The 25,366-nt window shown below is 73.7% G+C and carries 24 protein-coding genes and 1 tRNA gene; 12 read left to right on the forward strand and 13 right to left on the reverse strand.

Annotation, left to right across the window (positions count from 1 at the left end; translation table 11 throughout):
- Positions 1-3 precede the first annotated feature (3 nt).
- Positions 4-384 (forward strand): VOC family protein, encoded by a 381-nt coding sequence (locus EAH89_RS07260; RefSeq protein WP_140882126.1) that lies wholly within the window; start codon positions 4-6, stop codon positions 382-384.
- Here the strand turns inward: EAH89_RS07260 and EAH89_RS07265 are convergent.
- From EAH89_RS07265 to EAH89_RS07280, 4 genes are all read right to left on the reverse strand, one after another.
- Positions 381-902, reverse strand: a complete 522-nt coding sequence (locus EAH89_RS07265; RefSeq protein ID WP_241666897.1) for a DinB family protein — start codon at positions 900-902, stop codon at positions 381-383. The genes EAH89_RS07260 and EAH89_RS07265 overlap by 4 nt on opposite strands.
- Entirely contained in the window at positions 899-1,912 is a 1,014-nt protein-coding gene (locus EAH89_RS07270) for a GNAT family N-acetyltransferase (RefSeq protein WP_140882127.1), read from the reverse strand. Before EAH89_RS07270 ends, EAH89_RS07265 begins: the two co-directional genes overlap by 4 nt.
- A complete protein-coding gene (locus EAH89_RS07275) occupies positions 1,909-3,111 on the reverse strand; it encodes a pyridoxal phosphate-dependent aminotransferase (protein ID WP_140882128.1) in 1,203 nt (400 codons plus the stop codon). Before EAH89_RS07275 ends, EAH89_RS07270 begins: the two co-directional genes overlap by 4 nt.
- 86 nt (positions 3,112-3,197) lie before the next feature.
- Positions 3,198-4,085, reverse strand: coding sequence for a LysR family transcriptional regulator (locus EAH89_RS07280; protein ID WP_140882129.1), 888 nt, complete (start codon positions 4,083-4,085; stop codon positions 3,198-3,200).
- A 116-nt stretch (positions 4,086-4,201) separates the two neighbouring features.
- Between EAH89_RS07280 and EAH89_RS07285 the strand changes: the two genes are divergently transcribed.
- Positions 4,202-4,660, forward strand: coding sequence for a cupin domain-containing protein (locus EAH89_RS07285; RefSeq protein WP_161993499.1), 459 nt, complete (start codon positions 4,202-4,204; stop codon positions 4,658-4,660).
- 21 nt (positions 4,661-4,681) lie between these two features.
- Here the strand turns inward: EAH89_RS07285 and EAH89_RS07290 are convergent, their stop codons facing one another.
- From EAH89_RS07290 to EAH89_RS07315, 6 genes are all read right to left on the reverse strand, one after another.
- On the reverse strand, positions 4,682-5,053 hold the full coding sequence (locus tag EAH89_RS07290; RefSeq protein WP_140882131.1) for a GNAT family N-acetyltransferase: 372 nt from the start codon (positions 5,051-5,053) through the stop codon (positions 4,682-4,684).
- Positions 5,054-5,133: 80 nt separating this feature from the next.
- Entirely contained in the window at positions 5,134-6,336 is a 1,203-nt protein-coding gene (locus EAH89_RS07295; protein WP_140882132.1) for a pyridoxal phosphate-dependent aminotransferase, read from the reverse strand.
- A gap of 88 nt (positions 6,337-6,424) precedes the next feature.
- Positions 6,425-7,219, reverse strand: coding sequence for an ABC transporter permease (locus EAH89_RS07300; RefSeq protein WP_140882133.1), 795 nt, complete (start codon positions 7,217-7,219; stop codon positions 6,425-6,427).
- Positions 7,216-8,052 carry an ABC transporter permease gene (locus EAH89_RS07305; RefSeq protein WP_140882134.1) on the reverse strand — a complete coding sequence of 279 codons (837 nt, stop codon included), beginning with the start codon at positions 8,050-8,052 and terminating at the stop codon, positions 7,216-7,218. The genes EAH89_RS07300 and EAH89_RS07305 overlap by 4 nt, the downstream gene beginning before the upstream one ends.
- A complete protein-coding gene (locus EAH89_RS07310; RefSeq protein WP_140882135.1) occupies positions 8,049-9,098 on the reverse strand; it encodes an ABC transporter ATP-binding protein in 1,050 nt (349 codons plus the stop codon). Before EAH89_RS07310 ends, EAH89_RS07305 begins: the two co-directional genes overlap by 4 nt.
- The gene (locus EAH89_RS07315) at positions 9,095-10,183 is read right to left on the reverse strand and encodes an extracellular solute-binding protein (protein WP_140882136.1); all 1,089 of its coding nucleotides are present in this window, start codon (positions 10,181-10,183) and stop codon (positions 9,095-9,097) included. Before EAH89_RS07315 ends, EAH89_RS07310 begins: the two co-directional genes overlap by 4 nt.
- 236 nt (positions 10,184-10,419) lie before the next feature.
- Here EAH89_RS07315 and EAH89_RS07320 point away from each other — a divergent pair, with 236 nt between their 5' ends.
- From EAH89_RS07320 to EAH89_RS07340, 5 genes are read left to right on the forward strand one after another with little or no spacing between them, the layout of a single operon-like run.
- The gene (locus EAH89_RS07320; RefSeq protein WP_140882137.1) at positions 10,420-11,070 is read left to right on the forward strand and encodes a hypothetical protein; all 651 of its coding nucleotides are present in this window, start codon (positions 10,420-10,422) and stop codon (positions 11,068-11,070) included.
- 52 nt (positions 11,071-11,122) lie between these two features.
- Positions 11,123-13,531 (forward strand): glycosyl hydrolase family 28-related protein, encoded by a 2,409-nt coding sequence (locus EAH89_RS32460; RefSeq protein ID WP_277753782.1) that lies wholly within the window; start codon positions 11,123-11,125, stop codon positions 13,529-13,531.
- Positions 13,531-14,037 carry a hypothetical protein gene (locus EAH89_RS07330; protein ID WP_140882138.1) on the forward strand — a complete coding sequence of 169 codons (507 nt, stop codon included), beginning with the start codon at positions 13,531-13,533 and terminating at the stop codon, positions 14,035-14,037. The genes EAH89_RS32460 and EAH89_RS07330 overlap by 1 nt, the downstream gene beginning before the upstream one ends.
- Entirely contained in the window at positions 13,968-14,786 is an 819-nt protein-coding gene (locus EAH89_RS07335; RefSeq protein WP_140882139.1) for a hypothetical protein, read from the forward strand. The genes EAH89_RS07330 and EAH89_RS07335 overlap by 70 nt, the downstream gene beginning before the upstream one ends.
- Before the next feature lie 13 nt (positions 14,787-14,799).
- Positions 14,800-15,174, forward strand: coding sequence for a phage tail fiber protein (locus EAH89_RS07340; protein ID WP_140882140.1), 375 nt, complete (start codon positions 14,800-14,802; stop codon positions 15,172-15,174).
- Positions 15,175-15,193: 19 nt separating this feature from the next.
- Here the strand turns inward: EAH89_RS07340 and EAH89_RS07345 are convergent, their stop codons facing one another.
- Both EAH89_RS07345 and EAH89_RS32465 read right to left on the reverse strand, forming a co-directional pair.
- Positions 15,194-18,379: an error-prone DNA polymerase gene (locus EAH89_RS07345; protein WP_241666898.1), complete on the reverse strand. Its 3,186-nt coding sequence runs from the start codon at positions 18,377-18,379 to the stop codon at positions 15,194-15,196.
- A complete protein-coding gene (locus EAH89_RS32465; protein ID WP_241666899.1) occupies positions 18,376-19,929 on the reverse strand; it encodes a Y-family DNA polymerase in 1,554 nt (517 codons plus the stop codon). The genes EAH89_RS07345 and EAH89_RS32465 overlap by 4 nt, the downstream gene beginning before the upstream one ends.
- A 471-nt stretch (positions 19,930-20,400) precedes the next feature.
- On the opposite strand from EAH89_RS32465, the gene EAH89_RS31120 reads away from it, so the two are divergent.
- Complete coding sequence (locus EAH89_RS31120; protein ID WP_161993500.1) at positions 20,401-20,568, forward strand: hypothetical protein; 168 nt, start codon at positions 20,401-20,403, stop codon at positions 20,566-20,568.
- Between the two features lie 193 nt (positions 20,569-20,761).
- Here EAH89_RS31120 and EAH89_RS07350 read toward each other — a convergent pair.
- Positions 20,762-20,836: transfer RNA gene (locus EAH89_RS07350), tRNA-Thr, on the reverse strand.
- 460 nt (positions 20,837-21,296) lie between these two features.
- Between EAH89_RS07350 and dcd the strand changes: the two genes are divergently transcribed.
- Genes dcd through hisD form a run of 4 tightly spaced genes read left to right on the forward strand, consistent with a single transcriptional unit; the run spans position 21,297 to position 25,156 of the window.
- Positions 21,297-21,851: a dCTP deaminase gene (gene dcd / locus EAH89_RS07355; protein WP_140882142.1), complete on the forward strand. Its 555-nt coding sequence runs from the start codon at positions 21,297-21,299 to the stop codon at positions 21,849-21,851.
- A gap of 11 nt (positions 21,852-21,862) precedes the next feature.
- Entirely contained in the window at positions 21,863-23,122 is a 1,260-nt protein-coding gene (gene murA, locus EAH89_RS07360; RefSeq protein ID WP_140882143.1) for a UDP-N-acetylglucosamine 1-carboxyvinyltransferase, read from the forward strand.
- Positions 23,123-23,171: 49 nt separating this feature from the next.
- Positions 23,172-23,864 (forward strand): ATP phosphoribosyltransferase, encoded by a 693-nt coding sequence (gene hisG / locus EAH89_RS07365; RefSeq protein ID WP_140882144.1) that lies wholly within the window; start codon positions 23,172-23,174, stop codon positions 23,862-23,864.
- The gene (hisD, locus tag EAH89_RS07370) at positions 23,861-25,156 is read left to right on the forward strand and encodes a histidinol dehydrogenase (protein WP_140882145.1); all 1,296 of its coding nucleotides are present in this window, start codon (positions 23,861-23,863) and stop codon (positions 25,154-25,156) included. The genes hisG and hisD overlap by 4 nt, the downstream gene beginning before the upstream one ends.
- The last annotated feature ends 210 nt before the right edge of the window (positions 25,157-25,366 follow it).

Consider the following 25,366-nt stretch of genomic DNA (forward strand, 5'->3'; position numbering starts at 1 on the left):
GCCATGAGCCGCTTCGCCTTCGACCACGTGCACCTGCGCAGCCCCGACCCGGACGCGACGGCGGCCTGGTTCGTGGAGCACTTCGACTGCGCGCCGAAGGGGCGGAACGAGGGGCCGTCGAGCCTTCGGGTGATGCTCGACCTCGGCGGCATCAACGTCTTCATCGACCGGGTGCCGGCCTCCACGCCGGGCAACCCGCCCGCGCCCTTCCTCGGGATCGAGCACCTGGCGGTGGCCGTGAGCGGGATCGACGCGATCGTCGAGGGGATGCGGGCGAAAGGCGTGCGCGTGGTGGTGGAGCCGAACGACGTAAGGCCGGGCACGCGGATCGCCTTCGTCGAGGGGCCGGAGAACGTGCGCGTGGAGCTGCTCCAGCGAGGCTAGGCGTCGTCCAGGACGAGGAAGAGGTCGGTGTCGCCGGTGTCCTCGCCGGCGGCGGTGAGCAGGGCGTGGGCCTGTCCGCGGTGATGGGTCTGGTGGTTGAAGAAGTGGGTGACGAGGAGGGCGCGGGGGCGCGTGACCTCGCGCCCGGCGGCGCCGCTGAACCAGGTGAGGTCGCCGGCGAGCCATTCGGGTGAGAGGCCGGCGGTCCAGCCGGCGATGCGGGCGTCCATGGCCGCGCGCCTGGCAGCCAGGGCGTCGAAGTCGGGCTCCAGGCCGGTGCTGGCTTGGCCGCCGCCGACGGGCGGCTTCTCGCTGCCGGTGAAGCGCGACATCCACTGCATGTCGCCCCAGAGGATGTGGTTCAGCGTGCCGTGGAGGCTGCCGAAGAAGGCGCCGCGGTCCTCGCGCCGGGCGGCGTCCGGCAGCCGGGCCGCCGCGGCGAGGAGGCGGCGGTTCATCTCGGCGTTGTAGGCCGCCATCATGCGGCACCAGTCCGGCGTGATCATGGGCGTGGTCATGGGCGTGATCCTCCGGGCCTCTTCCAGAAGAAGACCGTGTCGTGCGGCCGGCGGTCGTGGTCGAGCGCGTAGCCGGGGACGCGGCCGGTCTCCTGCCAGCCGAGGGCGCGGTAGAGGCGCTCGGCGGGGCCGTCCGCCTCGGTGTCCAGCACGAGGAGGCTGCGGCCGGTGCCGCGGGCGGTCTGCTCGGCGCGGCGGATGAGGGCGCGGCCGATGCCGCGGCGGCGGAAGGCGGGGTCCACCAGCACCTTCGAGACCTCCGCGCGGTGCGGGGCGTTGGGCTGCTGGGCGAGGACGAGCTGCACGGTGCCGGCGAGCTGGCCGTCGCACCAGGCGCCGAGGAGGACCTTGGCGCCGGTGGCGACGTCGGCGGAGACGCCGCGCCAGAAGGCGCGAGCGACCTCGGGCGCGAGGGGCGGCAGGAAGGAGACGGAGGCGCCGGCCGCGACGCAGGCGACGAGGATCTCGGCGAGACGGCGCTCGGCGCTGGAGGCAGCGGCGGCGTCCAGCACCTCCACCACCACGCCGGTGGCGGGCTTGGCGTAGCGGAACTCGAGGGAGTTGGAGAGGTCGTCGAGGATGCGGATGGAGCCGGCGCGGACGTAGCCGCGCTTCTCGTAGAAGCGGTGCGCGGCCTCGAAGCGGGTGTCGGTCCAGAGGATCATGCGGCGCGCGCCGTGGGCGACGGCGTGGGCCTCGGCGCGGTCCAGCAAGGCGTGGGCGAGGCCGGTGCCGCGGGCCGCCTTGGCCACGTACATGCGGCCGATCTCCCAGGCTTCGTCGTCGTCGCGCAACGGACGGGTGGCGACCATGCCGACGAGGGCGCCGTCCCCCTCGGCGGCCCAGAGGGCGCCGCCGACCTTGCCGAAATGGGTGGCGAGGGCGCGGAGCTCGGGCACCTCGGCGTCCACGTCGAGGACGCAGTTGGGGTACTCGGCCCAGGCGTCGCCGATGAGGCGGATGAAGCCATCCGCGTCGGCGTCGGTGCCGGGGCGGATGGCGGGGGTCACGACAGGCCCTGGCAGAAGGCCTGGATGCGCGCGCAGGCCTCGCGCAGCGTCTCCGTGTCGGTTGCATAGGAGAGGCGGATGTAGGGGCTCATCGCGTAGGCGGTGCCGGAGACGGTGGCGACGTGGTTCTCCTCCAGCAGGGCCATGGCGACGTCCTCGTCGGTCTCCAGGCGCCGGCCGCCGGCGGTGGTGCGGCCGAGGAGGCCGGCGACGCTGGGGTAGACGTAGAAGGCGCCTTCCGGGCGGTGGCACTGGATGCCGGGGGCCTCGTTCAGCATGCTCACGACGAGGTCGCGGCGGGCGCGGTAGAGCGCGCGGCGCTCCTCCACGGCGTCCTGCGGGCCGTCCAGGGCGGCGATGGTGGCGGCCTGGGCGACCGTCGCGATGCCGTTCGTCGTCTGGCTCTGCATGTTGGTCATGGCCTTGATCAGCGCGCGCGGGCCGCCGCAGAAGCCGACGCGCCAGCCGGTCATGGCGTAGGTCTTGGAGGCGCCGCTGACGGTCAGCACGCGGTCGCGCAGGCCGGGCTCGACGGCGGCGATGCTGTGGAAGCCGGTCTCGACGTAGGAGATGTGCTCGTACATCTCGTCCGACATCACCCAGACATGGGGGTGGCGCATCAGCACGGCGGCGAGGGCGGCGACTTCCTCGCGCGTGAGGGCGGCGCCCGAGGGGTTGTTGGGGAAGTTCAGGACGACCCACTTGGTGCGCGGCGTGATGGCGGCATCGAGGTCCTCGGGGCGGAGCTTGAAGCCGTTGTTCTGCGGGCAGGGCACGAGGACGGGCACGCCGCCAGCGAGCTTGCCGATGTCGGCATAGGCGGACCAGAAGGGCGTGGGGATGACGATCTCGTCGCCCCCATCCACGGTGGCGAGGATGCCGTCGAGGATGACCTGCTTGCCGCCGTTGGCGACCATGATCTCGTCGAGCGCGTAGTCGAGGCCGTTCTCGCGCCGGAACTTGCGCTGGACCGCGGCCTTCAGCTCGGGCCAGCCGTCGTTGGGCGGGTACTTCGTCCGGCCGGCCAGCGCCGCCTCGTGCGCGGCCTCGATGGCGTGGGGCGGGGTGGCGAAGTCGGGCTCGCCGACCGTCAGGCTGATGACCTTGTGGCCGGCCTCGCGAAGCTCGCGCGCGCGGATGGACATGCGTGTGGAGCCGGAGAGGGTGATCTCCTGCAGCCTCTGGGCGAGGGCGGGCATAGGGTGCGTTCCAGTGCGGGCGGGGCCTTGAGGGGGCGGAAACTAGGCCTGGGGCGACGTGCCGCCAACCCCGCTTCAAGCCTCCTTCAGGGCGGCAGGCCGCGCTCGCGCAGCATGGCGGCCACGTGGTCGGCGAAGGCGCGAACCTTGGGGACCATGAGGCGGTTGGTCGGGTAGACGGCGAAGATGCCGCTTTCCGGCGTCTCGCAGGCGGACAGGACGCGCTGCAAGGCGCCGGAGGCAAGCGCGTCCGCGACCGCCCAGTCGGGGATTGCTGCCAGGCCCACGCCGGCGATGGCCGCGGCGCGGAGGGTTTCGGCGTGGTCGGTCAGCAGGACGGGGCGGATCGCGACCGTCTCGTTGCCGAGGCGCCATGTGTCGCGCCAGGGGAGCGGCGCGAAGCCGATGCAACGGTGGCGTGCGACATCGCCGGGTGCGGCCGGGGCGCCGTGCTGGGCGAGGTAGCCGGACGAGGCCACGATGACGACGCGGGAGGTGGCCAGGCGCCGCACGACGAGGCCTGGTGCCGGCACTTCCGTCACGCGAATGGCGAGGTCGAAGCCGTCCTCGACCAGCCGGGCCAGACCGGCGGCCTCGACGAGGTCGATCTCGATGGCTGGATGGGCCGCGAGGAAGGTGGCAAGGCCGGGGATGAGGTGACGGGCCGCGAAGCATTCCGGCGCGGCGACACGCAGGGGGCCGGCCGGGGCCTTCTGCATGGCCTGGGCCTCGAGCCGCGCCGCCTCCTCCTCGCGCAGAAGGAGGCGGCAGCGGGCGTAGAAGGCGCGGCCTGCCTCGGTCGGCTGCACCTTCCGCGTGCTGCGGTCCAGCAGGCGGACGCCGAGGCGGTCCTCGAGGGCGCGGACGGTCTCGCTGACCGACGACTTGGCGGTTTGCAGCCGCTCGGCGGCGGCGGTGAAGCTGCCGGTCTCCACCACCCGGACGAAGGCTTCGATGCCGAGGAAGGCCCGCATGAGGCCATTGTTCGCCAGGGCGAACGGCCTGTCCAGAACAGGGATCTGCCGCCCGCGCGGGCGATGCCGCAGTCTGCCCCGGCGGGATGGATGCCCGTTTCAGGGAGGCGAGAGGGATGTCTGACGTGATGGATCAGCGGGTCGGCCTGCTGGAGGCTGGCGAGGGCGAGGCCCTGGATGTCTTCGGTGCGACGATGGTGGTGAAGGCGGAGCCCGGCCCGCACGGCCTGTTCCTCGGCGAGCACCTGACGCCGCCCGGCTTCTTCGTGCCGCCGCATGTCCATGCTGAGGACACGGAGGTCTTCCACGTCCTGGACGGTGAGCTGACCGTGTTCGACGGCGTGGCGGAGCGCCGGCATGGGCCGGGGACGACCGTGACGCTGCCCGCGGGATCGCGCCACGGCTTCCGCAACGACACGGCGGGGCTCGTGCGCTTCCTGGTGATGGCGAGCCCGGGCGTGCAGTGCCTCGAGATGTTCCGGCACTTCGACCGGGCGGGCCGGGCGGCGCCGGGCGGGCTGACGCCGCCGGAGATCGTCGCGATCTGCGGGCAATACGGCGTCAGGATGGGCTAAGCCGGGACGGGTGGCCCGCCTTCACGCCGAAGGCCGGACGGGCCGCTCGAGGAGAAGGTCGAACGCGCTCTCCCCGGTCAGGCGGAAGCCGGCGCGCTCGTAGAAGCGGGCGGCGGGGCTTCCCTTGAGGACTTCCAGCCGCACGGGGCGGTCGGGCTGCTCGGCCAGGATGGCGTCCAGCACGGCGCGGCCGAGGCCACGGCCCTGGGCCTCGGGCTCGAGGTAGAAGGAGTGGATCTCGCGGTGGTCGGGGTGGGCCACGACCGCGACGCAGCCGGCGGTGCGACCCTCGCGCTCGATGAGGCGGAAGGCGGCGGGGTCGAAGGCGGCGCGCATCCGGGCGCGGCGGCGGGCGGGGTCGAAGCGCCCTACCCGCTCCAGATGCGCGCGCATGACGCGGATCGAGAGGTCGAGCAGGGGCTCGAAGTCGCCCTCCGCCGCGGGGCGGAAGGCGAAGCCCCGTTCAGGCGTGCTCAGTGCAGGCCTTGGCAGAAGCGCTGGATGCGCTCGCAGGCGGCCTTCAGCTGATCGTCGGCGGCGGCGTAGGAGATGCGCATGTAGCCGGGGAAGAGGAAGGCCGAGCCGTGGACGGTGGCGACGCCCTCCTCCTCCAGCAGGGCGAGGACGAAATCCTCGTCGGTGCTCAGCCGCTTGCCGCCCTTGGTGGTCTTGCCGAGGCAGCCGGTGACGGAGGGGAAGACGTAGAAGGCGCCCTCGGGCGTGTTGCAGTGGATGCCCGGCGCCTGGTTCAGCATGGAGACCACGAGGTCGCGGCGGCGCTCGAAGGCCTGGCGCATGGTCTCCACCGTGTCCTGCGGGCCGTTCAGCGCCTCGACGCCGGCGGCCTGGGTGATGGAGGAGGTGTTGGAGGTGGACTGGCTCTGCAGCTTGTCCATCGCCTTGGCCAGCGCCGCCGGGGCGCCGGCGTAGCCGAGGCGCCAGCCGGTCATGGCGTAGGCCTTGGAGAGGCCGTTCATGGTGACGGTGCGGTCGCGGAGCCTGGGCTCGACCTCGACCACGGTGGCGAAGCGGAAGCCGTCGTAGACGAGCTTCTCGTAGATGTCGTCGGTGAAGACCCAGACGTTGGGATGGCGGAGCAGCACGTCGGTGAGGGACTTCAGCTCCACGGCCGTGTAGGCGGCGCCCGTGGGGTTGCAGGGGTTGTTCAGCATGAACCACTTGGTGCGCGGCGTGATCGCGGCCTCGAGCTGGTCGGCGGTGATCTTGAAGCCCTGGTTCGGGCCGGCCTCGACGATCACGGGCGTGCCGTCGGCGAGCGCCACGATGTCGGGGTAGGAGACCCAGCAGGGGGCGGGGATGATGACCTCGTCGCCCTTGTCGAGGGTCGCGACCATCGCGTTGAAGATGACCTGCTTGCCGCCGGTGGAGACGACGATCTCCTCCACCCTGTAGTCCAGGCCGTGGTCACGCCGGAACTTGTCGGCGGCGGCCTGGCGCATCGCCTTGGTGCCGGAGACGTCGGTGTAGCGGGTCTCGCCGGCCTGGATGGCGCGGATGGCCGCGTCCTTGACGTTCTGGGGGGTCTCGAAGTCGGGCTCGCCGGCCGAGAGGCTGATGATGTCCCGCCCCGCCGCCTTCATCTCCCGCGCCTTCGTGGAGATGGCGATGGTCTGGGAGGGGGAGATCTTGTTCAGGCGCTCGGCGGTGAGGGTCATTGGTCTCGGACTTCGAGGTTTGGAGAACGGCGCGGACCCTAATGCGACCGGGCGCCCGGCGGAACCGCCGATCGGCGCATTCCTGCCCTCAATTTCGGTCGCGCGGCCGCAACAACCACCCGACCAGGGCGAGCGCGATCCCGGCGGCGGCGAGGAGGAGGGTGGCGAGCGCGTTCACCTCGGGGGTCATGCCCAGGCGGAGCATGGAGAAGAGGGCAACGGGCAGGGTGGTGCCGGCGGGGCCGGAGACGAAGGAGGCGATCACCACGTCGTCGAGCGAGAGGGTAAAGGCGAGGAGCCAGCCGGCGGCGAGGCTGGGCGCCATGAGCGGCAGGGTGACGGTGGCGAAGGCGGTGGCGGGGCCGGCGCCGAGGTCGCGGGCGGCCTCCTCCAGGTCGCGCTCGGCGGAGGCGAGGCGGGACTGGATGACGACGGCGACGTAGGCGGTGCCGAGGGTCGCGTGGGCGAGGAGGACGGTGAGGGCGCCGCGGCCCTCCGGCCAGCCGGTCGCGCCCTCCAGCGCCACGAAGAAGAGGAGGAGGGAGAGGCCGGTGACGACCTCGGGCAGGACCAGGGGCGCGCCGGCGAGGGCGCCGAGGGCGGCGCGGCCGGCGAAGGGGCCGTGGCGGGCGAGGACCCAGCCGGTGGCGCCGCCGAGGAGGACGGCGAGGCTGGCGGCGCCGGCGGCGACGCGGAGCGAGAGCCAGGCGGCCTCGAGCAGGCGGTCGTTGGCGGCCAGGGCCGCGAACCAGCGCGTGGAGAAGCCGCCCCAGCGGAAGGGGACGGGATCGGCGGAGAAGGCGTAGGCGACGAGGAGCGCGACGGGCAGCCAGAGGAAGGCGATGCCGGCCCCCATCGCCAGCCGCAGCCAGCGGGGGGTCATGCCGCGCGGCCCAGGCGCTGGAAGAGGATGATGGGGCCGATCAGCAGGGCGAGCAGCGCGACCGCCAGGGCGGCGGCGACGGGCCAGTCGCGGTTCTGGAAGAACTCCTGGAAGAGCACGCGGCCGACGAGGGTGGCGTCGGCGGGGCCGAGGAGCTCGGGGATGACGTACTCGCCGGCGGCCGGGATGAAGACGAGGAGGAAGGCGGCGGCGAGCGCCGGGAGGAGCTGCGGCAGGGTGACGGTGACGAAGGCGCGGCCGGGGGTGGCGCCGAGGTCGGCGGCGGCCTGTTCCAGCACCGGGTCCAGCCGCGTGGCGGCGGCGAAGATCGGGAGGACGGCGAAGGGCAGGTAGGCGTGGACCATGCCGAGCAGCATGGCGCCGTTCGAGTAGAGCAGCGGCAGGGGCTGGTCGATCCAGCCGAGGGCGCGGAGAAGGGAGTTGATCCAGCCCTCGTCCCGCAGGAGGCCGATCCAGGCGCCGATGCGGATGAGAAAGCCCGTCCAGAAGGGCAGCAGCACGGCGCCGAGCAGCGTGTTGCGGGCGCGGCCGGCGCGGGCGATGGCGATGCCCATGGGGGTGGCGAGAAGGAGGCAGAGGCCGGCGGTGAGGGCGGCGGCGACGAGGGACTGAGCGAGGGCGTCGCGGTAGTGCGGGTCCTCGGCGAGGAGGCGGAGGTTCTCGGGGTTCACCCCCTCCCCGGCCCAGGGTGGGCTGTAGGGAGGCACGCCCTCGGCCTGCCAGGAGAGGGCCATGACGGCCACGAGCACGAGGGGGGCGGCGACCAGCAGCGCGAGCCAGGCGCCGGGGAGGAGGCGGAGGAGGGCTCTCATTCAGCGAGGGGGACCACGGCCTCGGCGTCCCAGGCGAGGCGCACCGCCGTGCCGCGCGGGGGCGGGGCGCCGTCCTCCTCGGCGTGGGAGACGCGGATGAGGGCACCGCCGGGGAGGCGGACGAGGAGGAGGCTGCTCTCCCCGCGGAAGGCGGCCTCCTCGATGGTGCCGGCGGCGGTGTTGTCGCCGGTGGCGGGGGCGATGCGGATCCGCTCGGGGCGGAGGGCCGCGGCGAGGGTGCCCGGGGGGACGGGGGCGGCGGCGCGGAGGGTGCAGGCGGCCTCGGGGCAGTCGAGGGCGCCGTCGGCGGTGCGGGTGCCCGGGAGGATGTTGGCGGCGCCGAGGAAGTTCGCGACGAAGCGGGTGGCGGGGCGCTCGTAGAGCTCCCGCGGGGGCGCGACCTGCAGGAGGCGGCCGCGGTCCATGACGGCCACGCGGTCGGCGAGCGCCAGGGCCTCGGCCTGGTCGTGGGTGACCATGACGAAGGCGGCGCCGCTCTCCCGCTGGATGGCGCGGAGCTCGAAGCCGGTGCGCTCGCGGAGGTTGGCGTCGAGGGCGCCGAGGGGCTCGTCGAGCAGGAGGAGGCGGGGGCGCTTGACCAGCGCGCGGGCGAGGGCGACGCGCTGGCGCTGGCCGCCGGAGAGGCGGTCGGGGCGGCGGGACTCCAGCCCGTCGAGGCGGAGCATGGCGACGGCCTGGGCGACGCGGTCCGCGATCTCGCCGCGCGGGCGCCCCTCGCGCCGCAGGCCGTAGCCGATGTTGGCGGCCACGCTCAGGTGCGGGAAGAGGGCGTAGGACTGGAACATCATGTTCACGGGGCGGCGGTGCGGCGGCACGCCGGCGAGGTCGGCGCCGTCGAGCGCGACGGTGCCGGAATCGGGCGCCTCGAAGCCGGCGACCACGCGCAGCAGGGTGGACTTGCCGGAGCCGGAGCCGCCGAGGAGGGCCAGGAACTCGCCGGGGGCGACGTCGAGCGAGACGGCGTCGAGCGCGGCGACCGCGCCGAAGCGGCGGGTGACGGCGCGGAGGGAGAGGCGTGGGGTCAACGGCCGGCCTTGAAGCGGGACCAGGAGCGGGCGCGGGCGCGCTCGGCCGCGGGGCCGGGGGCGGCGACGGTGAAGGCGCGGGCGACCGCCTCGGGCGAGGGATAGACGTTCGGGTCCGCCGCGACCTCGGGCCGGAGGTGCTGGCGGGAGGCGGGGACGGCGTTGGGGTAGCGCACGAGGTTGGTGACGCCCGCGATGACCTCGGGGCGGAGCATGTAGTCGATGAAGCGCTGCGCGGCCTCGGGGTTCGGGGCGTCGGCGGGGATGGCCAGCATGTCGAACCAGACCTGCGCGCCCTGGCGCGGCTGGGCGTAGGTGAGGCCGGAGTCGCGGCCCGCGGCCTCGGCGCGGGCACGGGCCTGCACGACGTCGCCGGAATAGGTGAGCACGGCGCAGTACTCCCCCTGCGCCAGGGCGTCGGTGATGGCGGAGGAGGGGATGATGGCGCGCACGTGCGGGCGGATGGCGAGCAGCGCCGCCTCGGCCGCGCGCTGGTCGGCGGCGTCGGCGCTGTTGGGGTCCTTGCCCAGCCAGCGGAGCACGCTCGGGATAATGTCGATGCCGCTGTCCATGATGGCGATGCCGCAGCGGGCGATCCGGGCCGCGTTCTCGGGCTTGAGGATCAGGTCGAGGCTGTCGAGCGGGGCGTCGGGGGCGAGGGCGCGGATGCGGTCGGCGCGAAGCCCCATGCCGATGGTGCCCCAGAGATAGATGGCGCCGAAGCGGTTGCCGGGATCGCTGCTGGCCACCTGCGCGAGCAGCGCGGGGTCCTGGTTGCCCCAGTTGGGAATCGCCGCGCGGTCGAGCGGGCGGAGGGCGCCGGCGCGGGCCAGGCGGGCGAAGCTCGGCTCGCTGGTGGGGACGATGACGTCGTAGCCGGAGCGGCCGGCGGAGAGCTTGCCCTCCAGCGTCTCGAGGCTGTCGAAGACGTCGTAGCGGACGCGGATGCCGGTTTCCCGCTGGAAGCCCTCGATCGCCTGGGGATCGATGTAGTCGGTCCAGTTGTAGACGTTCAGCACGGGCTGCTGGGCCGCGGCGGGCGCGGCGAGGGCGAGGAGCAGGATCAGGGCGCGGAGGAGGGTCATGCCGTCTCGCAGTGCGGGGCCGAAAGGGGCGAGGTTATGGGCCTGGGGCGCGGACGCAAGATGGGTATAATTTCTGGCCGTATGGAGGAATTATTTCTTGACATGAGGCCAGCCGTCCTGTAATTCCCACTTGCCAACGGGACAACCGCGCCCGCTTCCCACCCGATCCCTGTCCGCCCCGCCCGGCCCTGCCGGCGCGGGGTTTTTCGTGTCCGCCCCGCAGGAGCCATGCCCGGATGCCCTACATCGCCAGCAACCTGATCTCGCTCGTCGCCGCGGACAGCTTCACGCTGTGGCTGTACAAGACCACGGACAGCCGGGCCACCGTGCTCTCGCCGGGCTACTTCGGCAACGCCGCGGGGCGGCTGCTGCCGGGCCACATGGTGGTGGTGCAGGCGGGCGACGCGACCTCGATCCTTCCGGTCCGCAACAACGGCGAGGTCGGCAACGGCATCGTCGTGGACGCCACCTCCGCGCCGCTCCGCCTCGTCGCGCGGGGCTCGCTCGGCATCGAGGCGGACCTGGCGGCCAGCGCGGTCGCCCGCGGCGTCACCCTCGGCTCCATGCCGAGCGGCCTGACCCAGGGGCAGAACTTCACGGTCCAGGCCAGCGCCGCCGGCGCGACCACCACGGTGAAGTTCACCATCCTCAGCGCGGCCGGCACGCCCGTCCTCGGCCCCACCAGCGTCCCGGTCACGGCGGGCAGCGCCAGCGCCACCTTCGCCGCGCCGACCCCGGGCAACGGCTACCGCCTGAAGGTGGAGGACGCGGTGGACCCGCTCGTCGCGCAGGTCTCGCCCTCCTTCGTCGTCCTCTCGGCCTTCGCGCTCCTGCTCGAGAGCGGGGTGAGCATGCTGCTCGAGGCCGGCGGCCGGGTCGTCCTGTAGCGCCTTCCCCTCCCCACGCCGCCCGCCCCCTCCAACGGAGCCGTCCGCCCCGATGCCCGACAGCAGAATCAGTGACCTCCCAGCCGTCTCCGCCCTGCAGGACACGGACCTCGCACCCATCGTGCAGGCCGTGGGGGGCGCGACGGAGACGCGCCGTGCCACCTTCGGCCAGATCCGCAGCGCCCTCGGGGCCGACCGCCCGCTCTATGTCCGCGACTACGGCGCCGTCGGGAACGGCACGACGGACGACACCGCGGCCATCCAGGCCGCGCTGAACGCCGCCGCGGCCGCCGGCGGGGGCGTGGTCATGTTCGGCCCGCGCCGCTACCTCGTGGACAGCGCGGACCTGGTGATCCCGCCCGACGTCACGCTCCGGGGCGGCGCCGATCCCGGCGGGTTCCGCCTCAACAACGACTACACCGCCCTGCCCTACTCCATCGTCCTGAACCCGCTGCGCACCATCCGCCTGCGCCGGAACGCGGCGCTGATGGGGGTCGCGATCCTGCGCAAGGGGCTGACCGTTCCTTCCAGCCTGCGGGAGGCGCTGGACTGCGCGGCCGCCTTCTCCGGCACGGCGGTCAGCATCGGCGACGGCACCACGGGAACGAGCCCCACCAACGCGACCGATGCCTCCGTCCGCAACCTTCTGATCATCGGCTTCACCTGGGGCATCTACAGCAACGGCTCGAGCAGGACGCGCATCCTCGACGTGCTCGGCGACTGCACCAACGGACTCTATCTCGGCAAGTCCTACGACATCGCCCACAACGAGCGCATCAACTGGCACCCGCTGGCCACCACGGGCCGGAGCTTCTCGGGCAACACCTACAGCGTCACCGGCTGCGCCAACAACGGGTCGGGCCTTGTCCGGCTTACCCTCTCCGCCGCGCACGAGCTGCGCGCCGGCGACGTGGTGGTGGTCAGCGGCGTCGGCGGGGTGGCCGGGGCGAACGGGCGCTTCACGATCGCCGCGGCGCCGAGCACCACGACGCTCGACCTGGCGGCCAGCGCCTTCTCCGGGACCTTCACGAGCGGCGGGTCGGTCAACCCGATGGCCAATCACCGGCGGGGCAAGGGCTTCTGGGTCTACGACGCCGACATGCCGAACTTCGTGAACTGCTTCGAGTTTGGCCATGACGTCGGCTGGCACCTGGACGACGAGACCCATTCCGCGCAGATCGTGAACTGCGGCCTCGATGGCATGGTCGTCGATCCCAACACGATCGGCGTGCAGATCACCGGCCTCGCGAACCGCAACAAGTGGTACGGCGGCTTCTGGTCCAGCAAGGGGCGCGCCCTCGTGGTCGACGTCCAGGCGTCCGACCAGAACACGATCGCCGGCGTCATGCTCCCCGCCGGCTCCGGCCGGTCGCTAGAGCTGATCGACGGCGGCCTGGTGCTGATGGGCTGCGACATCTACGGCGCGGTCCACCTCTTCGACAACGCCGACAGCCTGCAGCTGGTGGGCTGCGACCTCAAGACCGCGAGCTTCACGGGGCAGAGCGCGGCGGCGCTGCAGAAGCTCCAGGTCTCGGGCAGCCGCATGGCCTCGAGCGTGGGGGTGAACCGGGCAATCGGCGGCCAGTCGGAGCTGGCGGCGATCTCCTCCGCGGGGGCCGTCGAGACGCGGCTCTCGGCGCGCAGCGACGGCATCGTCGCGGTGCACCGCCGGAGCGCCAGCGCGGGCGCCATGCTGCGGCTGCACGGCAGCGGCGACACGGCGGCGGCCTCGGTCAGCGTCGCGGGCAGCGACGTCTTCCTGTCCGGGGACCAGACGCTGAACCCGAACGCCGTCTTCAACTTCGGCGGCGCCGGCATGACCCAGCCGATGACGCTCCGCGTCCGCCGCCTCTCGGCCACGCCCGCGACCAACGATCGCCTCTTCACCCTGGAGGCGACCGGCTTCAACAACAGCGCGGCCGAGGTGTCCTTCAGCCGGATCGGCACCATCGCCGAGACGGTGACGACGGGCGCGGAGGGGGGCGCGGTCGTGATCGAGACCCGCTCCGCCGGCACGATGGCGGAGCGGGTCCGGATCGCCGCCTCGGGCGCGGTCACGCTGACCGGGCCGCTGACGCTGCCGGCCGACCCGGCCGCGGCGATGCAGGCGGCGACGCGCAACTACGTGGACAACAGCTTCACGCAGCGCGCGATGCCGATCGTCGTCCTCGCCGCGGCGACGCCGCTGACCTTCGCCGCGCACAACGCGCGGATGCTGGTGGCCAATCCTGGTACCACCCTGTCGATCGACTGGGCGAACACCGGCAGCGGCTTCTCCTGCATGGTGCTCAACCGGAGCGGCGCGGACCTCGCGCTTCCGCTGACCGGCTTCTCGGCGGTGATCGGCAACCCCGACGGCAGCACGAAGATCCGGTCCGGCGGCGTCGCCAGCCTGATCGTCTTCTCGCCGGACGGCGGGACGACGAAGCTCTGCCAGCTGACCGGCGCGGGAGCGGCCTGATGATCGGGATCACACCGGTCTTCCACGCCCTTGCCGGCGGCCCGCTCCGCCTGGTGGGCACGGGCGGGCTGGCGGCGGCGATGGGCTTCGCCCGCGCCTCCGCCGCCGCGGCACTCGGCGCGGACGGCACGACGCTGCAGTCCTTCGCCAGCAACGCGCCGCGCCTCCAGGGCACGGCGCAGCGGCTGCTGGTGGAGGGCGCGCGCACCAACGTCGTGCTGAACTCCCGCTTCGGCGGCGCCGTCAACGGCATCGTCGGCAGCGGCGGGGTGTTCCCGTCGGGCTTCGGATTCTCGGGCACGGCGACGCGGGAGATCGTGGGGAGCGGCGTCGAGGACGGGCTGCCCTATGTCGACCTCCGCGTCGCGGGGGACACGGCGGCCTCCTACCTCAACCTGACCGGGAACCTGTCCGGCGCCGCGGCGGGCAGCAATGGGTGGCCAGCCTTTTCGCCCGGCTGGTCGGCGGGAGCACGACGGGGCTCGTCGGGATCACGCTGGAGCTGATCGAGCGGAGCTCGGCCGGCGCCTTCCTGATCTCGTCGACGCTGGAGCTTCGTCCCCTCGTCTCGAACGCGGCGCTGAGGACGCAGCGCTACGCCCTCCTGCGCACCTACGACAACGCGGGGACGGCGCTTCACAACCTGCGCCTGGGGCTGAGAACCACCGGGCCGGCCTATGACATCACGCTGCGCCTCTCGGTGCCGCAGCTCGAGCAGGGGGCCTTCGCGTCCACGCCGATGATCTCGCCGGCCGGCACCACCGGATCGGCGACGGCGCGGGCCGCGGACGCGCCGACGCTCGCGCTGACCGCGTCGCAGCAGCAGCGCGGCACGCTCGTCGGCACCTTCATGCTGCCCCAGCTCGCGCCCGCGGGGAGCGAGCAGGGCCTGCTGCAGCTCGACAGCGGGGCCGACACGAACCGCATCCTGCTGCGCAACGCGGCCGGCGGCGGCGCGGTGGAGGCGGTGCTGGCCTCGGGCGGCAGCACGGTGGCGACGCTGCCCGGCGGCACCATCACCGCCGGCACGCCCTTCCGCGCGGCACTCGGCTGGAGCTCCGCGGGCGTGGCGATCTGCGTGAACGGCGGCGCGGTGCAGTCCAGCGCCTCGCTGCCGGCCGGGCTGACGCGCCTGCTGATCGGCCATGCCACGGCCGCGCTCACCCGCGCGGCCTTCGGCGAGATGGGGTCGCTAGACCTTCATCCCACCCGCCTGCCGGACTCGAGCCTGCAGGCGCTCACCACCCTCAGCTAGACGGAGACACCACATGTCCGCACTCACCGATTACGCGCGCAACCTGCTGGCACGCGCCGTCTGCGCCCGCGGGCCCAGCCTTCCTTCCGCGGTCTTCGCGGCCCTCGGCACCGGCGGCACCGCGGCCGCGGGCCTGACCGGGGAGCCGGTGGGCAACGGCTATGTCCGCCAGCGCGTGACCTTCACGGGCACCGGCCTGCAGCGCAACGCCGACGCGATCCGCTTCACCTTCTCCGCCTCGGCCGGCACGCTGACGCATGTGGGGCTCTACGACGCGGCCTCGGGCGGCAACCCGCTGCTCGTCGCCCCCCTCACCGCCCCCGTGGCGATGACCGGGACGGGCACCGTGACGGTGGCCGCCGAGAGCCTGACCGTGAACCCGACCTGACAGGGGCCTTTCGTCGGGATCAGTGCCAGTCCCGGCTTCCGGGAAAGGCAGGGGAGCGCGGGTCGGGCCGGTGGTCCGTCCCGCGCGACACCTCGTCGGCACGGGCGAGCGGCACGGGCACGGGGCCGAGCCGATGCAGCCCGTCCAGCAGGTCGGAGCGGTCCTCCAGCGTCTGGCCGAGAAGGTGGACGAGCGGCACCGCGCCCTCGTCGAAGCGCTCCACCCGGCCCTCCGCCAGCAGCAGGCGCGCGGCGACGACGGGCGCGCGGTGGGCCGCGATGGTGGCCGCGTGGAGGACAAGGTTCACCGTGCCGAACTCGTCCTCCAGCGTGAAGAACACGACGCCCTTGGCGGTGCCCGGGCGCTGGCGCACGAGCACCAGGCCGGCGACGCGCATCCGCTGGCCCTGGCGTGCCGCCGCGACCGCCCGGCTGTCCCGGGCGCCGATCTCCGCCAGCCGGGGGCGCAGGAGGGCCAGCGGGTGCGCGCGCAGGCTCAGCCCCGTCGCGCCGTAGTCGAGCACCGTCGCCTCGCCGCGCGTCTCGGCCGGCAGGCGCGGCGCCGCCTCGGCCGCGACGAAGAGCGGCAGCGGGGGCAGGGCGCGCTCCACCGCCGCCGCCTCCCAGAGCGCGCGGCGGCGGTCGAGCCCGAGGCCGCGGAACGCGTCCGCCCGCGCCAGCGCCTCCTGCGCCGCCCGGCCCAGCCCCGCGGCCGCGAGCTCGGCCGGCCGTACCGCCGGGCGCAGCGCCGCGATCCGCTCGCCGTCCTCCCGCGGCAGGCCCGCGACGAGGCGCAGCCCGAGGCGAAGCGCCCATCCCTCCCCGTCCCGCTCCAGCGTGCAGTCCCAGTCGCTGGCGGTGACGTCGGCGGGGCGGATCGCGACCCCGTGCTCGCGCGCGTCGCGCACGATCTGCGCGGGCGCGTAGAAGCCCATCGGCTGGCTGTTCAGCAGCGCCGCCGCGAAGGCCGCGGGGTGGTGGCGCTTGATCCAGGCGGAGACGTAGACGAGCTGCGCGAAGGAGGCCGCGTGGCTCTCCGGGAAGCCGTAGCCGCCGAAGCCGCGGATCTGGGAGAAGCAGCGCTCGGCGAAGTCGGGCTCGTAGCCGCGCCGGACCATGCCGCCGACGAACTCGTCGTGGAAGGTCTCGAGCTTCCCGTCGTGCTTGAAGGAGGCCATGGAGCGGCGCAGCTCGTCCGCGCGGGACGGCGTGAAGCCGGCGGCGACGATCGCCATCTCCATCGCCTGCTCCTGAAAGAGCGGCACGCCGAGCGTCTTCTCGAGCACGGCGCGCAGCTCGGGCTTGGCGTAGTCCACCGCCTCCTGGTTGTTCCGGCGGCGGAGATAGGGGTGCACCATGTCGCCCTGGATCGGGCCGGGGCGGACGATCGCGACCTCGATCACGAGGTCGTAGTACTCGCGCGGGCGCATGCGCGGCAGCATGTTCATCTGCGCGCGGCTCTCCACCTGAAAGACGCCGAGGGAGTCCGCGCGCGCGAGCATGGCGTAGGTCTCGGGGTCGTCCTGCGGCACGGATTGCAGGCTGTGGTCCAGGCCCTGGTAGCGCCGCAGCAGGTCGAAGGCGCGGCGGATGCAGGAGAGCATCCCGAGGCCGAGCACGTCCACCTTCAGCATCCGCAGCTCGCCGATGTCGTCCTTGTCCCACTCGACGGTGTGGCGGTCCTTCATCGCGGCCCGGGTCACGATCGCCAGCTCCGTCAGCTTGCCGCGCGTGATGACGAAGCCGCCGACATGGGTGGCCAGGTGGCGCGGGAAGCCCTGCAGCTCCTCCGCCAGGTCCATGGCCATGCCGAGGCGCGGGTCGGCGTCGGGGTCGAGACCCGTGGAGCGCGCCACGTCCCGCAGCCCCTCCGCCCCGTCGTGCCAGGAGGCCTTCGCGAGGCGGCCGGTGATGTCGTCGGACAGGCCCATGGCGCGGCCGACCTCGCGCACGGCGCTGCGGGTGCGGTAGCGGATGAGGGTGGCGGTGATGGCGGCGCGGTCGCGCCCGTAGCGCTCGTAGATGTGCTGGATCACCTCCTCCCGCCGCTCGTGCTCGAAGTCGATGTCGATGTCCGGCGGCTCGCCGCGCGCGTCGCTCAGGAAGCGCGCGAAGAGCAGGCGGTGCTTGGAGGGATCGACGGCGGTGATGCCGAGGACGTAGCAGACCGCCGAATTGGCCGCCGAGCCGCGCCCCTGGCAGAGGATGCCGCGCGCGACGGCGAAGCGGACGATCTCGTGCACGGTCAGGAAATAGGCGGCGTAGCCGCGGCGCTCGATCAGCGCCATCTCCTCGGCGATCTGGGCGGCGACCCTTTCGGGCGCCCCCATTGGCCAGCGGGCCGCCACCGCCTCGGCCACCCGTCGCGCGAGGGTCGCCTGCGCGGACAGGCCGGGCTCCAGGATCTCCTCGGGGTACTCGTAGGAGAGGTCGCGCAGGCTGAAGCGGCAGGCCTCCACCACCCGCAGCGTCGCCGCCACCGCCTCCTCCTGGCCGGCGAAGAGGCGGCGCATCTCGGCGGCCGGCTTGAGGTGCGCCTCGGCGTTCGGCGCCGCGTGCAGGCCGAGGGCGTCCACCGTCACCCCCCGCCGGATCGCGGCCACCACGTCGGCCAGGCGCCGGCGGCGGGCGACGTGCATGCGGACCCCGCCCGCGGCCAGCAGGCTGGCCCGCGCGCCCCCGGCCATGGCCGAGAGCAGGCGCAGCCGCCGCCGGTCGTCGCCGGCGAAGCGGTGGTGCGCGGCGAGGAAGAGCGGCAGGGCGAGGGCGCGGCGCAGGGCGGCGGCGTCGCGGCGCAGGCGCTCCGCGAAGGCCTCGCCGGGCTCGTCGGGCGGCACCAGGGCCATCACCTGGCCCTCCGCCGCGGCGATGAGGGCGTCGCGCGGGATGGCGCACTCGCCCTTCTCTCCCTCCATCCGCGCGGCGGAGAGCAGGCGCGAGAGCCGCGCGTAGGCCGCGCGGTCGGTGGGCCAGACGAGGACTTCCTGGCCGTCCTCCAGCGCCACGCGGCAGCCGGGCACGAAGCGCAGGCCCGCCTCCTCGGCCGCCGCCATGCCGCGGACGAGGCCGGCGAAGGAGTTGCGGTCGGCGAGGCCGATGGCGGCGTGGCCGAGCGCCTTGGCCGCCGCAACCAGCTCCCACGGGTGCGAGGCGCCCTCCAGGAAGGTGAAGTTCGACATCGCCCCCAGCTCGGCGAAGCCGCTCACGGCATGAGTCCGTGCAGGTACCAGCCGCCCTCGCCCGGGCCGCCGGCCCGGCAGATCCAGAGACGGCGCCCGTCTGCCACCTCCAGCCAGTAGTAGTCCCGCATCGGGCGCCCCGGGCGGTCGCGCCACCATTCCGGCTCCAGCCGCTCCGGCCCCTCCGCCGCGCGCACGTGGAACCAGGTGCCGCGCCAGCGGATGCGGAAGGGCGGCTCGTCCGGCAGCACCGCCATGGCCTCCAGCCGCTCCGGCCGCCGCAGCAGGCGGAGAGGGCGGCGGCGCGCGGCCCAGCCGAGGGGCACGGGCACGGGCGCCAGGGGGGCGGCGCGCTCCACCGCGCGCTCGGGCCAGTGGCTCTCGCGCGGGCGGAGGCGCCAGGCGGGAAGGCGCTGCCCGACGCGGTCGAGCAGGGCGGCCAGGACGGCGCGCTCGTCCTCGCCCCCGAAGCCGGCCTGGCTGGCGGCCAGGGGCTCCGTCTCCTCGGCCATCAGTTCGATGCGGTCGAAGCCGAAGCCGGGGGAGAGCGCCTCGAGCTTCGGGGCGAGGAGGCGCGCGAGGTGGCGGGGGGCGCGCCCGGCCAGGCCGAGCCCGACCGAGACCTCCTGCACCCCGCCATCCACCCGGTGCGCGCGCAGCACCAGCCGCCGGAGCCCCCTCCCCTCCCCCGCCAGCGCCGCGCAGAGGCGCGCCAGCAGGCGCTCGGCCGCGATGTCGATGGCGGCGCGGGTGATCAGCGGCTCCTCGACCTCGAGGGAGACGTGGCGGTCGGGCGCGGGACGGATGCTGCGGAAGGGTTCCGCCACGGCGCCGGTCGCGCGGTCCAGCGCGAGGCCGAGGCCGGCGCCGAAGCGGCGGACGAGCGGGGCCCGGGGCTGGGCCAGCACGTCGCCGATGCGGTGCAGGCCGAGGCGCGCCAGGGCCTGGTGGGACAGGTCCCCCGCCCGCAGCACCGAGACCGGCAGGGGCGCGAGGGCCGCCGCCTCCTCCCCCGCCGGCACGCGGGCGGGGATGCCGCAGCGGGCCAGGGCCATGGCCGCGCCCGCCGTGCCCGCCACGGCCGCCGCGGCCGCGTGGCCGAGCCGCGCGAGCCCCGCGACCGCCCGGCGCATCAGGGCCTCCTCCCCGCCCGGGACCCCCGCGATGTTCACGAGAAGGCCGTCCGGCGGGTCGGCGGCCACGAGGGGGGAGATCCGCAACCCCCAGAGGGCAAGGGCCGAGAGCCGCGCCGCCGCCCGCTCCGGCGCGTGGGGGTGGACGGCGACGCCGGGCGCCATGGCCTGGGCGTCGGCCAGGGCCTGGCCGGGCCGCAGGCCGAGCGTCGCCGCCGCCGCGTCCACCGCGGCCACGAGGCGCCGGTTGCCGACCGCGTGCCAGGTGAGGACTGGACCGGGGAGGCGCAGGACCTCGGTGGGCAGCCAGGGCAGGTGGAGGGCGAGGATGCGCGGTCCCGCCTCGCGGCCCTCCTCCTCTGCGACGGCCGGGACGTCGCACGGCATGGCGGCGGCCGGCGCCCCCATCGGCAGGCGAGGCGGCCGGCAGACACGACGCCTCATCCCGGCCCTCCATGGGAGGAAAGGTCCGGACGGCGGGGAAGGATGAACGAATCGGCGGCCATCGTTCGCTAAATGTTCTTTTTGTAGCCCACTATGGCAAGCGCCCGTGAAGGGTGGAGGGCATAGCCCTTTTCGCGGCCGGCTCGGGGTGGAAGGCCGCGCCGAGGCCTGTTTTGGCGGGTTGGCAAGGGCGGAATCTGGTCTTCGTGGCCGCCCGCGCCTGATCTGAACGGAAGGTTAATTAACGAAGCTCACCGCAAGATTCATTTCGTTAACATCACAAATCGGTGACAGTGTCACTTTCGGGTCTTTATTCGGCTCGAAGGGGGAACGTGCCGCGCTGATTCCCCTCCCCTTCCGACCCGTGGCAGGGTAGCGTGACGGGATCGTGATAAATGCAGTCCACCTCCCCAGGAACGCCGGGCGGGCGCCGGGTGGCTCATTGAAATGGAGATGACCGTGAGGGGTTCGATGATCCCGCCTCTGCAGCCCTCCCCGCCCGCGCCGGCGCGGCCGCGCGACGGCGTGCTGTCCGCCATCAGCGAGCTCGCCGACCATGTGCGGGCCTGCAACCTGAAGCAGGCGGACGACCTGCTGACGGAGCTTCTCGTGCTCCTTCACACCCGGAACGAGCGCTGACGCCATCCTGCGTGGCGCAGGTTCCGGCGGTCACAATCCTCGCCGCCTTGCAGTGGCTGGCATGGCCGGTGCCGAGCGGTTAGGCGCTGGCAGAAGGACGCGCGTTGCGCGCGGCCCTCATGACGAAGCGCGCGACCGCTGCGACAGAACAATGAGGATCTAGGGAGCGAGCCTCGGCACCACGGCCGGGGAATGGTGCTGCCAGAGAGGATTGAACTCTCGACCTCTCCCTTACCAAGGGAGTGCTCTACCACTGAGCTACGGCAGCGTGCTGGCCCGCGGGCGTGGCGCTACCTAGCCGCTGGCCTCGCCCCGCGCAAGCCTGAGCCTTCACAAAGCCCCGCCCTCGCAAAACGGCGCCGGCGCCAGGCGCAGCCTTAAATAGAGGAACACCGCCTCGGCGCGCGCCGCTTGACCGCCTTGCCCACCCGCCCGATGCCTTGGGCACCATGACCGACGATCCGTCCAAGACCCCACCGCCTGCCGCGCCCAGGCCCACCGCCCCGCCGCCAACGCCCGCCCAATCCGCCCGGGAGCAGCGCCTAGCCGCCGCGCTGCGAGAAAACCTGCGGCGCCGCAAGGCGCAGTCGCGGGAACGCCTTCCCCGCACGCCGCCGGAGGATTGAGACGGCCCCGCGGCACCCAACCGGTTGCCCCCCCGCGGCCCAGGGTCTATCCCCGGCCCGCCCCCCTCCGCCACCCGGGGAAGCGCCCGAGGGAACCCCACCATGTCCATCATGCCCGACCACTGGATCCGCCGCATGGCGACGGAGCAGGGCATGATCGAGCCCTTCGTGGAGGCCCAGCGGCGGGAGGGCGTGATCTCCTACGGCCTGTCGAGCTACGGCTACGACGCCCGCGCCGCCGGCGAGTTCAAGATCTTCACGAACGTCGACAACGCCCTCGTCGACCCCAAGCGCTTCTCGGACGAGGGCTTCGTCACCCGCACCGGCGACACCTGCATCGTGCCGCCCAACTCCTTCGTGCTGACCCACACGGTGGAGTATTTCCGGATCCCCCGCGACGTGCTCGTCATCTGCCTCGGCAAGAGCACCTACGCCCGCTGCGGCCTCATCGTGAACGTCACCCCGCTCGAGCCCGAGTGGGAGGGCCAGGTCACGATCGAGATCAGCAACACCACCCCCCTGCCCGCCCGCATCTACGCGAACGAAGGCATCTGCCAGTTCCTCTTCCTCAAGGGAGAGGCGCCGCCGGACGTCTCCTACGCGGACCGGGCCGGCAAATACATGCACCAGCGCGGCGTCGCCCTGCCGCGGCTCTAGGAACCTCCCGAATGGACCGCATCCGGCTCCGCGGCGGCCGCCCGCTGCGCGGCAGCATCCCGATCGGCGGCGCGAAGAACGCCGCCCTCCCGCTCATGGCCGCGGCCCTGCTGAGCGAGGGACCGCTGGTGCTGACCAACGCGCCCGCGCTCGACGACACGCGCACCATGGCCGGCCTCCTCGCCCAGCACGGCCTCTCCGTGGAGCACGACGCGGGCGCGCGCAGGATGACGCTCGGCGGCACCGCCACGAACCTCGTCGCGCCCTACGACCTCGTCCGGAAGATGCGCGCCTCCGTCCTCGTCCTCGGCCCGCTGCTGGCGCGCTACGGGCAGGCGAAGGTGTCGCTCCCCGGCGGCTGCGCCATCGGGACCCGGCCCGTGGACCTCCACCTCAAGGGGCTGGAGGAGATGGGCGCGAAGATCGACCTTGATTCCGGCTACATGAACGCGACTGCCCCGGGCGGGCTCCGCGGCGCCAAGGTCTACTTCACCCAGGTCTCGGTCGGCGCCACCGAGAACCTGCTGATGGCGGCCACGCTCGCCGACGGCCTGACCGAACTCGTCAACGCGGCCCGCGAGCCCGAAATCGACGACCTCGCCCATTGCCTCGTCGCCATGGGCGCGCGGATCGAGGGCATCGGCACCGACCGCCTGCGGATCGAGGGCGTGAAGGCCCTCCACGGCGCGACCCACCCCATCGTCCCCGACCGCATCGAGGCCGGCACCTTCGCCTGCGCCGCCGGCATCACCGGCGGCGAGGTCCTGCTGGAGGGCGCAAGGCTCGAGCACCTCGGCACCGTCGCCCGCGTCCTGCGGGAGGCGGGCGTGGAGGTGGAGGAGGCGCCGAAGGGCGTGGTCGTGAAGCGCCTGTCGGGCCTGCGCGGCGTGGACGTGATGACCGAGCCCTTCCCGGGCTTCGCGACGGACATGCAGGCCCAGTTCATGGCCCTGATGGCGGTCGCCGAGGGCGCCTCGATGATCACCGAGACGATCTTCGAGAACCGCTTCATGCACGTGCCCGAGATGAACCGCATGGGCGCCCGCATCAACGTCCACGGGTCGTCCGCCATCGTGCGCGGCGTCTCCCGCCTCTCGGGCGCGCCGGTGATGGCGACCGACCTCCGCGCCTCCGTCTCCCTCATCCTGGCCGGGCTGGCGGCGGGGGGCGAGACGATCGTCAACCGCGTCTACCACCTCGACCGCGGCTACGAGCGGCTGGAGGCCAAGCTCGCGGCCGTCGGCGCCGACATCGAGCGGCTTCCCGGCTAGCTCAAGAATCCTTCATCGAAACGTCGCGCGCGCGATGCTAGGCTCCCCCATGGACCACCCGCTCAATGCCCCGCACCTCCAGGCCAAGGCCTCGGCCGGCCTGATCCTCGCCCTTCCGAAAGGCCGCATCCTCAAGGAGGTGCAACCCCTCCTCGCCCGCGTCGGCTTGGTGCCCGGGGGCGACTTCGCGGACGAGGACAGCCGCTACCTCCGCTTTCCCACCAACCACGCCGGCGTCGACGTCGTGCGCGTCCGCCCCTTCGACGTCGCGACCTTCGTCGCCCATGGCGGCGCTCAGATCGGCGTCTGCGGCGCCGACGTGCTGATGGAGTTCGACTACGCGGAGATCTACGCCCCGCTCGACCTCGGCGTCGGCCGCTGCCGCGTCAGCGTCGCGGGTCCCGCCGAGGACCCGGTGGCGGAGGAAGCCGCCCGCTGGTCGCGCGTGACGGTCGCGACCAAGTACCCAGGCATCGCCCGCCGCCACTTCGCCGCCCGCGGCGTGCAGGCGGAGATCGTCCACCTGAACGGCGCCATGGAGCTCGCCCCCTCCCTCGGCCTCGCCCGCCTGATCGTGGACCTCGTGCAGACCGGCTCCACCCTGCGCGCGAACGGGCTGGTGGAGCGCGAGGTGATCGCCCCCGTCACCTCCCGCCTCATCGTCAACCGCACGGCGCTGAAGACGGAGCCGGAGCTGATCGGCGCCTGGCTGGCCCGCTTCCGCGAGGCCTTAGCGGCATGAGGCGCCTCGACACCCGCGACCCCGGCTTCGAGGCCGGCTTCGCCGCCCTCCTGGACATGGCCCGCGACACCACCGCCCGCGTCGACGGCGCGGTCGCGGAGATCATCGCCCGCGTCCGGGCCGAGGGCGACGCCGCCCTGCTGGACCTGACCGCCCGCTTCGACCGCTGGCAGCCGCGCGACGCCGCGGCGCTCCGCGTGACGGCCGGGGAGATCGACGCCGCCACCGCCTCCATCCCCGCGGCGCTGATGGCGGCCCTCGACACCGCGGCCGCCCGGATCGAGACCTTCCACCGGGCGCAGATGCCCGCCGACATCACCGTGCCGGACCCGGCCGGGCTGACGCTCGGGATGCGCTGGGGCGCGGTGGACGCGGCGGGCCTCTACGTGCCCGGCGGCAAGGCGGCCTACCCGTCGTCCGTGCTGATGAACGCCATCCCGGCGCGGGTGGCCGGCGTGCCGCGCGTCGCCATGGTGGTGCCGACCCCGGACGGGGAGCTGAACCCCCTCGTGCTCGCCGCCGCCCGCCGCGCGGGGGTCACCGAGGTCTGGCGCATCGGCGGCGCCCAGGCGGTGGCGGCGCTGGCCTGGGGCACGGCCAGCCTCGCGCCCGTGGACAAGATCACCGGCCCCGGCAACGCCTACGTGGCGGAGGCCAAGCGCCAGGTCTTTGGCCGCGTCGGCATCGACAGCATCGCCGGCCCCTCCGAGGTCGTGGTGCTGGCGGACGGCGCCCAGGACCCGGCGCGCGTCGCCATGGACCTGCTCGCCCAGGCCGAGCACGACGAGGCCGCGCAGTCGATCCTCCTCACCGACAGCCCGGCGCTGGCGGACGCCGTGCCGGCCGCGGTGGAGGCGGCGCTCGCCACCCTTCCCCGCGCCGCCATCGCAGGGGAATCCTGGCGCCGCCACGGCGCGGTGATCCTCGTCCGGGACTGGGACGAGGGCGCGGCGCTGACCGACCGGCTGGCGCCCGAGCACCTCCAGATCATGACCGCCGACCCCGCCGCCCTCTTCGCCCGCATCCGCCACGCGGGCGCGGCCTTCCTCGGCCCCTGGTGCCCGGAGGCGCTCGGCGACTACGTGGCCGGGCCGAACCACGTCCTGCCGACCGGCCGCACCGCCCGCTTCGCCTCGGGCCTCTCGGTCTTCGACTTCCTCAAGCGCACGACCTGGATCGCCGCCGAGGAGGCCGGGCTGCGCGCGACCGGCCCCGCCGCGGTGGCCCTGGCCCGGGCGGAGGGGCTGGAGGCCCACGCGCGGAGCATCGCCGAGCGGATCGGAATGGGCTGAGCCCCGGCCCCGCGCCGCCCCCGGCCCTTGCAGGTCACCAATGCGGGCGCGCGGCCGCGCTTTCCTTGACCCGGCTGGCCCGAAGCATCATCTTCGGCGTGCTCTGCCACAGGATGCGCGGTTTCCCGAGGGAACCGCGCTCGTTTTGCGTGCGGGGCCGGGCGCGCATCGGCGCCTCCCGTGGACCATGCGCCGCCCCCTCCATGGCAG

It is taken from the genome of Muricoccus nepalensis, assembly GCF_006438825.1.
GTDB lineage: Bacteria > Pseudomonadota > Alphaproteobacteria > Acetobacterales > Acetobacteraceae > Roseomonas > Roseomonas nepalensis.